The 12,191-nt window shown below is 66.4% G+C and carries 15 protein-coding genes; 6 read left to right on the top strand and 9 right to left on the bottom strand.

All coding sequences use genetic code 11. The annotated features are described in order from the left end of the window. Positions 1-12: 12 nt before the first annotated feature. Both A9D12_RS04715 and A9D12_RS04710 read left to right on the top strand, forming a co-directional pair. Positions 13-642, top strand: coding sequence for an OB-fold-containig protein (locus tag A9D12_RS04715; protein ID WP_068350258.1), 630 nt, complete (start codon positions 13-15; stop codon positions 640-642). 14 nt (positions 643-656) lie between these two features. After that, positions 657-2,471, top strand: a complete 1,815-nt coding sequence (locus A9D12_RS04710; RefSeq protein ID WP_082925396.1) for a flotillin family protein — start codon at positions 657-659, stop codon at positions 2,469-2,471. 50 nt (positions 2,472-2,521) lie between these two features. Here the strand turns inward: A9D12_RS04710 and A9D12_RS04705 are convergent, their stop codons facing one another. Further along, the gene (locus A9D12_RS04705) at positions 2,522-3,400 is read right to left on the bottom strand and encodes a UTP--glucose-1-phosphate uridylyltransferase (RefSeq protein ID WP_068350257.1); all 879 of its coding nucleotides are present in this window, start codon (positions 3,398-3,400) and stop codon (positions 2,522-2,524) included. 155 nt (positions 3,401-3,555) lie between these two features. On the opposite strand from A9D12_RS04705, the gene murA reads away from it, so the two are divergent. Further along, entirely contained in the window at positions 3,556-4,836 is a 1,281-nt protein-coding gene (gene murA / locus A9D12_RS04700; protein WP_068350255.1) for a UDP-N-acetylglucosamine 1-carboxyvinyltransferase, read from the top strand. Positions 4,837-4,939: 103 nt separating this feature from the next. On the opposite strand, the gene A9D12_RS04695 is transcribed toward murA, so the two are convergent. The 4 genes from A9D12_RS04695 to A9D12_RS04680 all read right to left on the bottom strand — a co-directional run bounded on the left by A9D12_RS04695 (position 4,940) and on the right by A9D12_RS04680 (position 7,280). Next, on the bottom strand, positions 4,940-5,200 hold the full coding sequence (locus A9D12_RS04695) for a ribbon-helix-helix domain-containing protein (RefSeq protein ID WP_068350253.1): 261 nt from the start codon (positions 5,198-5,200) through the stop codon (positions 4,940-4,942). Positions 5,201-5,281: 81 nt separating this feature from the next. Next, a complete protein-coding gene (locus A9D12_RS04690; RefSeq protein ID WP_068350251.1) occupies positions 5,282-5,794 on the bottom strand; it encodes a hypothetical protein in 513 nt (170 codons plus the stop codon). A gap of 69 nt (positions 5,795-5,863) precedes the next feature. Further along, positions 5,864-6,841, bottom strand: a complete 978-nt coding sequence (gene thiS, locus A9D12_RS04685) for a sulfur carrier protein ThiS (RefSeq protein ID WP_068350250.1) — start codon at positions 6,839-6,841, stop codon at positions 5,864-5,866. A gap of 49 nt (positions 6,842-6,890) precedes the next feature. Further along, a complete protein-coding gene (locus tag A9D12_RS04680; protein ID WP_068350248.1) occupies positions 6,891-7,280 on the bottom strand; it encodes a MerC domain-containing protein in 390 nt (129 codons plus the stop codon). Positions 7,281-7,401: 121 nt separating this feature from the next. Here A9D12_RS04680 and A9D12_RS04675 point away from each other — a divergent pair, with 121 nt between their 5' ends. From A9D12_RS04675 to rpsI, 3 genes are all read left to right on the top strand, one after another. After that, the gene (locus tag A9D12_RS04675) at positions 7,402-8,505 is read left to right on the top strand and encodes a COX15/CtaA family protein (protein ID WP_082925614.1); all 1,104 of its coding nucleotides are present in this window, start codon (positions 7,402-7,404) and stop codon (positions 8,503-8,505) included. A 168-nt stretch (positions 8,506-8,673) separates the two neighbouring features. Continuing rightward, on the top strand, positions 8,674-9,153 hold the full coding sequence (rplM, locus tag A9D12_RS04670) for a 50S ribosomal protein L13 (RefSeq protein ID WP_068350245.1): 480 nt from the start codon (positions 8,674-8,676) through the stop codon (positions 9,151-9,153). Beyond that, complete coding sequence (gene rpsI, locus A9D12_RS04665; protein WP_068350243.1) at positions 9,153-9,668, top strand: 30S ribosomal protein S9; 516 nt, start codon at positions 9,153-9,155, stop codon at positions 9,666-9,668. Before rplM ends, rpsI begins: the two co-directional genes overlap by 1 nt. Positions 9,669-9,752: 84 nt before the next feature. On the opposite strand, the gene A9D12_RS04660 is transcribed toward rpsI, so the two are convergent. The 4 genes from A9D12_RS04660 to A9D12_RS04645 form a co-directional block, all read right to left on the bottom strand. Continuing rightward, on the bottom strand, positions 9,753-9,944 hold the full coding sequence (locus A9D12_RS04660; protein ID WP_082925613.1) for a hypothetical protein: 192 nt from the start codon (positions 9,942-9,944) through the stop codon (positions 9,753-9,755). A 190-nt stretch (positions 9,945-10,134) separates the two neighbouring features. Next, positions 10,135-10,998, bottom strand: coding sequence for a metallophosphoesterase family protein (locus A9D12_RS04655; protein WP_068350241.1), 864 nt, complete (start codon positions 10,996-10,998; stop codon positions 10,135-10,137). Continuing rightward, positions 10,988-11,848, bottom strand: coding sequence for a diacylglycerol/lipid kinase family protein (locus A9D12_RS04650; protein WP_068350231.1), 861 nt, complete (start codon positions 11,846-11,848; stop codon positions 10,988-10,990). The genes A9D12_RS04655 and A9D12_RS04650 overlap by 11 nt, the downstream gene beginning before the upstream one ends. A 34-nt stretch (positions 11,849-11,882) precedes the next feature. Next, complete coding sequence (locus A9D12_RS04645; protein WP_068350229.1) at positions 11,883-12,155, bottom strand: hypothetical protein; 273 nt, start codon at positions 12,153-12,155, stop codon at positions 11,883-11,885. Positions 12,156-12,191 lie beyond the last annotated feature (36 nt).

The following is a 12,191-nucleotide window of genomic DNA, read 5'->3' as shown; positions in this document are numbered from 1 at the left end:
GGCGGGTGCGGCATGAGCCTGCTCGCCGCTGAGAACCTGCCTTTCGTTATCGCGCTGGGCTGCCTTGCGCTGATTGCGCTGTTGCAGGTCACCGGGATCGGCGACGTGATCGAGGACGCGGGCGATTTCGACACCGTTGACGGGCTCGATGCCGGCGGCTTCGGCGCGGCGCTGACCGCGCTGCTCGGGCTTGGCCGGGTGCCGCTGATGATCTGGACGGCGAGCCTGCTGCTGATTTTCGGCACTATCGGCCTGATCGGGCAGGCGTGGATCGCGGACATCTTCGGCGCGCCGCTCGCGCCGCTGTGGGCGATGCTGGGCGCGGGCGCGGCGGCGCTCCCGCTCAACAGCCTTGCCGCGCGGCCGCTGGGCGCGATCATGCCGCGCGACGAGACGACGGCGATCGACCTCGACGATCTCATCCGCCGCGATGCCGAAATCCAGATCGGCACGGCGCGCGCAGGCTCGCCCGCTCGTGCGCGGGTGATCGACCACCATGGGCAGGCCCATTTCGTCATGGTCGAGCCGAGCGACACCGATCAGGAATTGCGCACGGGCGACACCGTGCTGCTGGTGCGCCGCGAAGGGCAGACCTTCTACGGCGTGCATTATCAAAGCCCGCTTCTGGGGCTGGGGACTTAAAAGGGGAACGCACAATGAGTTTGACCACCACCACCGGGACGGTGCCCGTGACGGCCGAACCGTCATCGACCGCCGATCTCATCACCTATGGCGCGGGCGCGGTGGGCGCGGTGCTGTTCGTGGTGATCGTGCTCACCTTCCTCATCCGGCTCTATCGCCGCGCGACCAAGGAAACCGCCTTCGTGCGCACCGGCTTTGGCGGCGAAAAGGTGGTGATGAACGGCGGCGCGTTGGTCTTCCCGGTGTTCCACGAGGCGATGCCGGTCAACATGAACACGCTGGTGCTCCCGGTGGTGCGGCGCGACACCGAGGCGCTGATCACCCTCGACCGGCTGCGGATCGACGTGAAGGCCGAATTCTACGTCCGCGTGCGCCCCGATGCGCAGGCGATCGCGATGGCGGCGCAGACGCTGGGCCAGCGCACGATGCAGCCCGAGATGCTGAAGGATCTGGTCGAGGGCAAGTTCGTCGACGCGCTGCGTTCGGTCGCGGCCGGCATGACGATGAACGAACTCCACGAACAGCGCGCCGACTTCGTGCAGAAAGTGCAGCAGGTCTCCTCGAACGACCTCGCGATGAACGGGCTTGAGCTGGAGTCGGTCTCGCTCACCGGGCTCGACCAGACCAGCATCGAACATTTCAACGCCAACAACGCCTTCGACGCCGAGGGTCTGACCAAGCTGACCGAGCAGATCGAGGCGCGCAAGAAGCTGCGCAACGATATCGAACAGGACACCCGCGTCCAGATCGAGACCAAGAACCTCGAAGCCAGCAAAAGGAGCTTCGAGATCAGCCGCGATCAGGAATATGCGCGGCTTGAGCAGGAACGCGAGGTCGAGGTGCGGCGCGCGGCCCAAGCGGCCGAAATCGCGCGTGAACAGGCCGAGCGCAGCCGCGAGGCCGATGTTGCGCGGATCGAGGCGAAGAAGCTCGTCGATGCGCAGCAGATCGAGGCCGACCGGCTGGTCGAGGAAGCCCGCATCGTCCAGCAGCGCGCGCTCGAAATCGCGCGGCAGGAACAGCAGATCGCGGTGCAGAACAAGTCCCGCGAGGAAAGCCAGGCCAAATCGCAAGCCGACGAAGCCCGCGCCAAGGCAGTCGAGGCCGAGGAACGCGTCGCCACCGCGCGCGAACGCGAGATCGCCGAGCGTCAAAAGACCATCGAACTGATCGAAGCCGCCAAGCAGGCCGAACGCGACGCGATCGGGATCAAGGTGCAGGCCGAGGCCGAGAAGGACGCCGCTACCAACCGCGCCGAGGCGCTCCGGCTCGAAGCACAAGGCGAGGCCGAGGCCGAAAAGCTGCGCGCCGAGGCTGCCGCGGTGCGGTTCGAGGTCGAGGCCGCGGGCCAGCGTGCGATCAACGAGGCGGCCAATATCCTTTCGAACGACCAGATCAGCCTGCAGACCAAGCTGGCGCTGCTGAAGGTGCTGCCCGAGGTCATCCGCGAAAGCGCCAAGCCGATGGAAGCGATCGATTCGATCAAGATCGTGCAGGTTGACGGGCTCACCGGCGGCGGGCGCGCCGCCAGCGATGCACAGGGCGGTGCGGGCGGCGGCGCGGGATCGGGCAATCTGGCGAGCGACGCGGTTTCCGCTGCGCTCGCCTACCGTGCGCAGGCCCCCGTGCTCGACGGGCTGATGAAGGAGCTGGGGCTCGACGGTTCCTCGCTCTCGGGACTGGTCAAGAGCGCGGCGGAGGCTGAAGCCGAGGCGCGCCCGGCAGCAAAGGCGCCCGCTCCCGCACCCGCGGCCCAGCGGCAGACCCGGCTGGCCCGGCCGCAAGGCAACGACGCAGGCCTGGCGCAGTCCGGCGGGGCCGCAGAGTAACCGGCGCGCGGGGGCGGCGCTGCGCTGCCCCCGTGCCTCTCGTCTAACGCCTATTTCAGCAGGTCGAGCGCGATCGCGCGCACCTGATCGCCCATGTCCGCGCGGGCCAGCGCGATCGCCAGCGTCGCTTCGACAAAGCCGACCTTGCTGCCGCAATCATAGCGGTTGCCATCGAAGGTCACCGCGTGAAACGGCTCTTCGCCGATCATCCGCGCCATCGCATCGGTCAATTGCACTTCGCCGCCCGCGCCCTTGCCCTGGTTTTCGAGCACGCGCATCACTTCGGGCTGGAGGATATAGCGGCCCGAGACGATCTTGTTCGAAGGCGCTTCGGCCACCGGCGGCTTTTCCACCAGCCCGCGCACTTCGGTAAGGTTGCCGCGCTCTACGCCCGGATCGATCACGCCGTATGACGACACCTGTTCGTGCGGGACTTCGAGCACGCTGATCAGATTGCCGCCGACCTGTTGATAGGCCTCGACCATCTGCTTCATACAGCCCGTGCCGCCTTCGCGCGCGACCATCAGTTCATCGGGCAGGAAGATCGCGAAGGGCTCATCCCCCACGATCGCGCGCGCGCACCAGATCGCGTGGCCAAGCCCCATCGGCACCTGCTGGCGCACCGCAATGATATCGCCGGGCGTGGCGCGGGTGCATTCCAGCACCGACAAATCCTTGCCGCGCTCGGTCATCGTCTGTTCGAGTTCGAAGGCGATGTCGAAATGCTCGACGATCCCGGTTTTGCCGCGCCCGGTGACGAAGATCATCTGTTCGATCCCCGCCTCGCGCGCTTCATCCACCGCATACTGGATCAGCGGGCGGTCGACCACGGGCAGCAGTTCCTTGGGAACGACCTTGGTGGCGGGAAGGAAACGCGTGCCAAGCCCGGCGACGGGAAACACGGCTTTGCGGATCGGCTTGGGGGACATTCGGTGTTCTCGCTGGGATGGATCGAAAAGGTCGGACGGCCCGTTATGTTCTCGTTATCGGCCGTGCCGTGCCGCGCGCGCAGGCCAAGGTCAATCTTTGTTGTTCGCACGTGGCCACATGTTGCGCCAAAATCACTTTTCGCTAAGGCAGGGCCATGGACAAGCTGATCATCAAGGGCGGCAACCGCCTTCAGGGCACAATCCCGATTTCCGGCGCGAAGAACGCCGCGCTCACATTGATCCCGTGCGCGCTGCTGACAGAAGAACCGCTGACGCTGCGCAACCTGCCGCGGCTTGCCGATATCGACGGATTCCAGCACCTGATGAACCAGTTCGGTGTCACCACCGTGATCCAGGGCACGCGCCCCGAGGATTTCGGCCGGGTAATGAGCATGGAGGCGACCCGGATCACCTCCAACGTCGCGCCCTATGATCTGGTGCGCAAGATGCGCGCCTCGATCCTCGTACTGGGGCCGATGCTCGCGCGCAGCGGCGAGGCGACGGTGTCGATGCCGGGCGGATGCGCGATCGGCAACCGCCCGATCGATCTGCACCTGCGCGCGCTCGAAGCCTTCGGCGCGAAGATCGAACTGGCCGCAGGCTATGTCCGCGCGATCCAGCCCGATGGCGGGATGCCCGGCGGCGATTACGATTTCCCCGTGGTCAGCGTCGGCGCGACCGAAAACGCATTGATGGCCGCGGTGCTGGCGAACGGCACCTGCCGCCTGTTCAACGCCGCGCGCGAGCCCGAGATCGTCGACCTGTGCAACATGCTGGTCGCGATGGGGGCCGAGATCGAAGGGATCGGCACGTCGAACCTGACGATCCACGGGGTCAAGCGGCTGCACGGCGCGACCTACCGCGTGATGCCCGACCGGATCGAAGCGGGCTCCTATGCCTGCGCCGCGGCGATTACCGGCGGCGAAGTGCGGCTCGAAGGCGCGAAGGCCGACGACATGATGTCGACCATCCATGCGCTGCAGGCGATCGGCTGCGAGGTGTCGTGGGATGCGAAAAGCGTCACCGTGGGTGCGAGCGGCAGATTGAAGGCCACCAACCTCACCACCGCGCCCTATCCGGGCCTTGCCACCGACATGCAGGCGCAGTTGATGGCGCTGCTGTGCAAGGCCGAAGGCGCGAGTGTGCTCAAGGAAACGATCTTCGAGAACCGTTTCATGCACGTCCCCGAACTGATCCGCATGGGCGCGGACATCACCACCGAAGGCCGCACCGCGGTGGTCAAGGGCGTGGAAACGCTGACCGGCGCCGAAGTGATGGCAACCGACCTGCGCGCCTCGATGAGCCTGGTGATCGCCGCCTTGGCGTCCGAAGGCGAAACGACCGTGCGCCGGCTCTATCACCTCGACCGCGGGTATGAGCGGCTGGAAGAAAAGCTCCAGCTGGTCGGCGCGGATATCGAGCGGGTCGACGACTAGGCTTGGTGGGCGCGGGTTCGACCGCGTCCAGATCGTGGTTAGCTGCGTTCTGCGCGGCCTTTGCCCGTTTCAGACCCCTGCCAGACCGGTGTTTGCGGCGGGCCTATCGCAATGTTTCACGTGAAACATTTTCGGGCGCGCCGTTCACCACCAGCCAGACCCGGATTGCGCTCGCCAGACCCGGCGGGGTCGGCGACTTGATCCGCTCGGCATCGATCCGCGCGACCAGGGCGGCGACCGCCACGCCTTCGCGCACCGCCGCAGCCTTGAGCATGTCCCAGAACAGCGGTTCGAGGCTGATCGAAGTCTGGTGGCCCGCGATACTCAGCGAGCGTTTGACCGGGGGGTGATAGGGCGACGTCATCGCCGCACCCCTAGCAGCTATTTGTGGTCGCATCGCTGATTACAGAAAACCGGTTCCCAATTTTTCGCGCGATGCTCCGGCTCAGGCCGCTTCGAAGTCGTCCACATATTCGGGAACGAACACCGGCTCGCGCTCGGACCAGCCGGGTGCGGTGGCGGCGGCTTCGGAGAGCGATTGCAGCAGCAGCTTGCGGCGCTGCGGCGCGATGACCGGCAGCGCGCTGGCGGCGCAGAACGCGGCCGGGAGATAGGGGCGGGCACTGGCGCCCAGCAGGCGTTCGTAGAGGAACCGGAACGCGGAAAAGCTTTCCAGCCGCTCCTGCTCCAGATCGAAGGCGGCAAGCCGCACCAGTTTGCCGAGGAAGCGCTCGATCTCGAACGGTGTGCCGTCCTGCGGGATCAGACCGCGCAGCGCCTTCAGGTCCTGATAGGCGACATATTGCCGGCGGATCGCGATGTTCTCGCTCTCCGAGCGGCCCCAGCGCCGGAAGGCATCGGTGCGCGCCAGGCCGATATCGAGACTGCGCTTGATGTAACGCTGCTCTGCGGGTGCGAACCCGGCAAATTCCCGCATCTCGGCAATCGGCATCATCATGGCGCGTGTCTCCTTCGGACAGGGAGAACGTCGCACGGGATGGTTAATTTAGAGTTATAGGGTTTTAACCTAGATCAACCCTGCCAGCGGGCTCGACGGATCGGCATACATCCGCCGCGCCATCCGGCCTGCAAGATAGGCCTCGCGCCCGGCCTCGACGGCAAGCTTCATCGCGCGGGCCATGCGGACCGGGTCCTTCGCCTCGGCGATCGCGGTGTTCATCAGGATGCCATCGCAGCCCAGCTCCATGCCGACCGCCGCGTCTGATGCGGTGCCGACCCCGGCATCGACCAGCACCGGCACCTTCGCGCCTTCGACGATCAGGCGGATCATGACCTGGTTCTGGATGCCCAGACCCGAACCGATCGGCGCGCCCAGCGGCATGATCGCGACCGCGCCCGCGTCCTCAAGCTGCTTGGCCGCGATCGGATCGTCGGCGCAGTAAACCATGGGGAGGAAACCCTCCTTCGCCAGCACCTCGGTCGCTTTCAGCGTCTCGCGCATGTCGGGGTAAAGCGTGCGCGCCTCGCCCAGCACTTCGAGCTTGACCAGATCCCAGCCCCCCGCCTCGCGCGCCAGCCGCAGTGTGCGCACCGCGTCCTCGCCGGTGAAGCAGCCCGCAGTGTTGGGGAGGTAGGTGATCTTCTTGGGGTCGATGTAATCGGTCAGCATCGGCGCCTTGGGATCGGAGACGTTCACCCGCCGCACCGCAACCGTGACGATCTCCGCCCCGCTGGCAGCAACCGCCGCCGCGTTCTGCTCGAAGCTCTTGTATTTCCCCGTGCCGACGATCAGCCGGCTGCGGAAGGTGCGGCCCGCGACGCTCCACGTGTCCTCCGCGTGATCGCCGCCGCCGACGAAGTGGACGATTTCGAGCGTGTCGCCCTCGGCCAGAGGCGCTTCACCCAGCGTCGAGCGCGGGACGATTGCGCCATTGCGTTCGACCGCGACCTTTTCGGGAGCGAGGTCAAGTTGGCGCACCAGATCGGCGATGGTGGCTGCGTCGCTGCGGTGCGGCGCGCCGTTGAGGGTGATGCTCTTGGTCATGGCGCGTGACATAGTCCCTCGCGCCCGTCAGGCAACCCGCGCGTTTTGATCAGCGCGCGGCGCGCAGGTTCAGCCAGTGCGCGAGCGAGACGATTCCCACGCCGACCAGCGTGAGCACGAATTCGTTGGTCCCATGCGGCACGATCAGCGCCGCGCCCATCAGCGCCAGACCCGCCAGCGCCACCGCGAAAGGCAGCATCCGCCCGTGGCGCAGCATCCCCCAGCCAATTGCGACGCCTGCCACCACCAGCGCGAGCATCAGCCCGATGCGGTGGATATTCTCGTCGAGCAGGAAGTGTCCTCCCAGTCCAAGCGCCGAAATCACCACCAGCGTCAGCAGGCAATGCACCGCGCACAGGCCCGCCAATGCGATTCCCGCCTGGTCGAGTCGGCGCCGGAGCGAGGGGCGACTCGCGGAAGGGTGGGTGTCGGGGGTCATGTCTGCTGGCTAGATATGTAATGTTGTTACATTGCGCAAGGGCGACTTGCATTGGCCGCACCGGGCGATGCGGCGAATCGGCTTGCGCACGCGGCGGGTGCGCGACAAAGAGACGCGCATCATGGCCACATCCGCCCCCAAATGGTCCAGCGTGTCGAACCTGTTCCGCCCCGCCGCCGCCGGCCCCGCCCGTCCGCTGGCGATTGCCCGCTGGCTCGAATGCGTCGCCGTGCTGGTGGTGATGATCGTGGTTGTCGGCGGGATTACCCGACTTACCGAAAGCGGGTTGTCGATCACCGAATGGAACGTGGTGAGCGGGATCCTCCCGCCGCTGACGCAAGGCGCGTGGGAAGCGGAATTCGCCAAGTATCGCGCCACCGCCGAATTCCGCATGGAAAGCGGCCCCGCGGGCATGGATCTGGCCGCGTTCCAGTTCATCTTCTTCTGGGAATGGTTTCACCGCATCCTTGGCCGCGTGATCGGGGTGGCGTTCCTGCTTCCCGCGCTGGTCTTTGCCCTGCGCCGCGCGGTCCCTGCCGGTTATGGCTGGCGCCTCGCCGCGATGTTCGCGCTGATCTGCGGGCAGGGCGCGCTGGGATGGTATATGGTGTCCTCGGGTGTGGGGAACACGGATCTGACCGATGTGAGCCATTTCCGCCTGTCCGCGCACCTGCTGACCGCGCTGTTCCTGCTGGCGGGGCTGGTGTGGACCGCGCGCGATCTGCGGCAGCTGGCGAAAGATGCGGGCGCGCGTCCGGCGCGGCTGACTGCAGGGACTGCAGTCGTTGTCGCCGTGCTGTTCGTCCAGGTGCTGCTGGGCGCGTGGGTCGCCGGGCTCAACGCTGGCCACGCCGCCTATGACTGGCCGCTGATGAACGGCCGGCTGGTGCCGGAGGTGGACTGGTCGCAAGGGGCGGTGTGGACGGTGACACACGATCCCTTCCTGCTGCAATTCCTCCACCGCTGGTGGGCCTTTGTCGCGGTCGCCGCGCTGGTCTGGCTGGCGCGCCGCGTGCGCCCGGTTGCGCGCTTCGACAGTCTCGCGGTCAACATCGCCTTCGGCACGATGGTGCTGCTCGGTATCGCCACCGTCATGAGCGGCGTGTCGCTGTGGGTCGCCGCCGCGCACCAGCTCGTCGGCGCGCTGACCGTGGTGGCAACCGTGCGCGCGATGCATACGCTCGGATGGGCGAACCGCGGCGCGGCGACGCCCGCCCAAGCGTAGCGGTATTATTTTACCGCATCCGAAAACGGCGCTTTTGCTTGACTTCGCGGGCCTGCGGCGACATTTGCGCCCCACTTCTCCACCCGGCACCAGTCGGGGGGCGATTCTCGTCAGGTTTGCCTTCGGGTGTGGCCCGGCCGGAAAAATTCAGAACCAAGGACACATGCCATGAAGGCGCTCAGCAAGCAGACCCGGTCGATCAAACCGGCCGAGGTCGAAAAGAACTGGCACATCATCGACGCCGACGGTCTCGTCGTGGGTCGTCTTGCCTCTCTCATCGCCAACATCCTGCGCGGCAAGACCAAGCCGACCTACACCCCGCACGTCGATTGCGGCGATCACGTGATCGTCATCAACGCGGACAAGGTGAAGTTCACCGGCAAGAAGATGGCCGACAAGATCTATTACAAGCACACCGGCCACCCCGGCGGCATCAAGGAAACCACCCCCGCCAAGGTGCTGGGCGGCCGTTTCCCCGAGCGCGTGCTCGAAAAGGCTGTCGAGCGCATGATTCCGCGCGGCCCGCTGGGTCGTCAGCAGATGAAGGCACTCCACCTCTATGCCGGCACCGAGCACCCGCATGACGGCCAGAAGCCGCAGACGCTCGATGTCGCTTCCATGAACCGCAAGAACAAGGTCGTTGCATAATGGCTGACGAAACCCAGACCGTCTCGGATCTCGCCGATCTGAAGGACATCGCCGGCAACGCCCCGCAGGGTGACGCAGCCGAAATCGCGCGCGTCACCGCGCCGCTGCGTGATCGCGAAGTCGATGCGCAGGGTCGTTCCTACGCCACCGGCCGCCGCAAGGATGCGGTTGCCCGCGTGTGGGTCAAGCCCGGCACCGGCAAGATCACGATCAACGGCCGCGACCAGGAAACCTATTTCGCGCGTCCGACGCTGCGCCTGGTGATCAACCAGCCCTTCACCATCACCGACCGCGATGGTCAGTACGACGTGGTCTGCACCGTGCGCGGTGGCGGTCTGTCGGGTCAGGCGGGCGCCGTGAAGCACGGCATCGCGCAGGCGCTGAGCAAGTACGAGCCCGAACTGCGCGGCGCGGTGAAGGCCGAAGGCTTCCTCACCCGCGACAGCCGCGTGGTCGAGCGTAAGAAGTACGGCAAGGCCAAGGCCCGCCGCAGCTTCCAGTTCTCGAAGCGTTAATCGCGTCTTCCGGAACACCGGTTACACGAAAAAGGGCGGCCCCGGAGACGGAGCCGCCCTTTTTCTTTGCCCGTTTGCCGCCGCCTATCGCTGCATCAGCGACAGCGCGAAGAACAGACCCGTCGCCGAAAAGAACATCGGCCACGACCAGAACAATCGCACGTCGCTGATCGCGACCGGGTGGATGGCCAGCGGGCCCGCGCTGGTGCCCTGCGAGCCGATGACGATCGCGATCGCCGCTGAAACGACCGCGCCGAAGATCACTGCCTTGATCACGTCGGTTGCCTTTCCTGATGCGCGCAGTCCCTCGTCTGCGCTCGCCCATTGCCCCATGCGCCCGCGCCTGTGGTATCCGGCGCGCGCCGGCCCCCGCGCAGGTGCGCGGCGGCATATCACCAACAACATCTTAAAGCCGGTGATAGAGAAAAGGTTAAAGCGTGATTCCGGAAATTGCCCGGAGCGCGTCTCAATGCACCGGCGGATCGACCGGCGGCACCTGACCCACCGGCGCGACCGGTTCGCCGGGGGTGCGCGGCGGCATCGCATCGGCGGGGACATCATCGATCAGCATGTCGGCGGTGCGCACCTGTTCGAGATTGCGCACCCTCACCATGAGCTGCGCGCCGTCCCACGTCAGTTCGTTGAAGCTTGCCGGGGTCGAACGCGTGCGCTGCGACAAGGTGCCCGCACCGATCATCCTGACCGGGCCATGCGCGGTCGGCTCCTCGATGTCGAAGGCGTCGTGGACATGGCCCGACAGCACCCCGATCACGTTGCGCTTGGCGAGTTCGGTCAGCGCGTTCTCGCCCCCGTGGGTCAGCGCGGTGCCGTGCGTGCCGACCTCGCGAAGCGGGTGGTGCACCGAAATCAGCACGCGCGTGCCCGCGGGCAGGCGGTCGATCATGTCGAGGCAGCGGTCAAGCGCAGGCTGCGTCACCCAGCCTTTGGACCAGTTGGTGCGCGGCTGCCAGCGCCGCACCGATTTGAGCGGCACCACCGCAAGGCCCGGCAGATCGATCTCGCGCTCGACCAGCGATTTCAGCCCCTCGAACCGCTTGTAGGGCGTGGTGAACCGCTCGAAGAGGTTGAAATAGGGCATGTCGTGGTTGCCGATCGCGATCGTCACCGGCACGTCGAGCGCGTTGATCCAAGCCGTTGCCGCGGCGAATTCGTGATGGCGCGCGCGCATCGTGTGGTCGCCGGTGATCACCACCGCATCCGGGCGGCGCGTCGCGATCTCATCGGCGACCCAGGCGATCGCGCGCTTGTCCTCCAAGCCGAAATGGATGTCGGAGAGGTGGAACAGCGTAAGGGGTTTGTCAGAAGTCATGCGAGGTCGCTAGCAGATCAACCCCGCATGGCTCCACCACGAAGCGCGATCCCGACGCACATTCTCCCGGTTCGCCGTCGATCAGGCAGGACAGCGGGCTGCCGTCGATGCTGTCGATCACGAAGCTTTCGGAAAGGCCGAGCTTGTCGTGCGGCCCTTCGCGGAAGCGGCGGCGCAGCGTGGCCCAGGCTTGCCCCGCATAATCGAGCGGTGCCTCGGCGTAATAGCCGAGGATTTCGGCGCCATGTTCACCCGGCTGGATTTCGACCAGCGGATAGCCCCCCTCGCGCGTTGCCCGATGGTTCCTGATCACCACCCCCGGCCCGGCGGCGGTTTCGCGCAAGGCGGCGACCGCTTCCTGTGCCATCGTCAGCAATTCGCCCGACCGCATCGATTCGCGCACCCGGCTCCACGCCGTGCCCGGCCCGACCATCAATCCGCCGAACGCGACCCCTGCCGGACAGCGCAGCGAGGTGGGCCGGCGCGCAACCGCCCCGCCGCCTGCGACAATGTCGAGGATGGCATCGAGATCGCAGCTGCGGTGGAGGCGCAGCGGAAACAGGTTCATCGTCCCGCCCGGCAGCACCAGTACCTGCCCGCCCCAGCCCGCAAGCCCGTTGACCAGCGCATTGATCGTCCCGTCGCCGGTATAGACCGCAACCTGGCGCACGCCCGCAGCGTCGAGCATCGCGGGATCGGGCAAGGGGTCGTCGGGAAAGGCGATCACGCGTGTCACCGCCCACCCGCGCGTCTCGAGCGCGGCGGTGACAGTTTGCGTCGTGTTCTCATCGTTGCTGCCGCTCGCGGGATTGACGACGAGCCAAAGAGGCGTGGGCGCTGCTGTGGTCATGCTTGCTCCGGCGCCGCAGCGTGCGGCAGGTGATCTATAGGCGTCCGTTGAGAATAAGCCATGCGGCGCCCGCGTTGACCAGCGTGTAGACGCCGTAGGCCCAGGCATAGCCCGGCCAGCCCTTGACCGACAGCAGCAGCGCGAAGAACAGCACCGCAAATTCGCTGACCAGCGCGGCGCGGCGGCCCATCGTCTGGCTCGCCTGCGGCAGCCGCGCCAGCATCGGGTGACCGCGCGCGAACACAGCGGCATTCAGCGCGAAATTGGCAACGCCCAGCACAAAGATGATCGCAGTCGCGAGGCCCATGCGCGCAATATGGCGCTGCGCCGGTCGATTGGAAAC

The organism is Erythrobacter neustonensis (genome assembly GCF_001663175.1).
In the GTDB taxonomy this organism is placed as follows: domain Bacteria; phylum Pseudomonadota; class Alphaproteobacteria; order Sphingomonadales; family Sphingomonadaceae; genus Erythrobacter; species Erythrobacter neustonensis.
The sequence above is the reverse complement of the archived record's forward strand: the minus strand, read 5'-3'. Positions and strand labels throughout refer to the sequence as shown.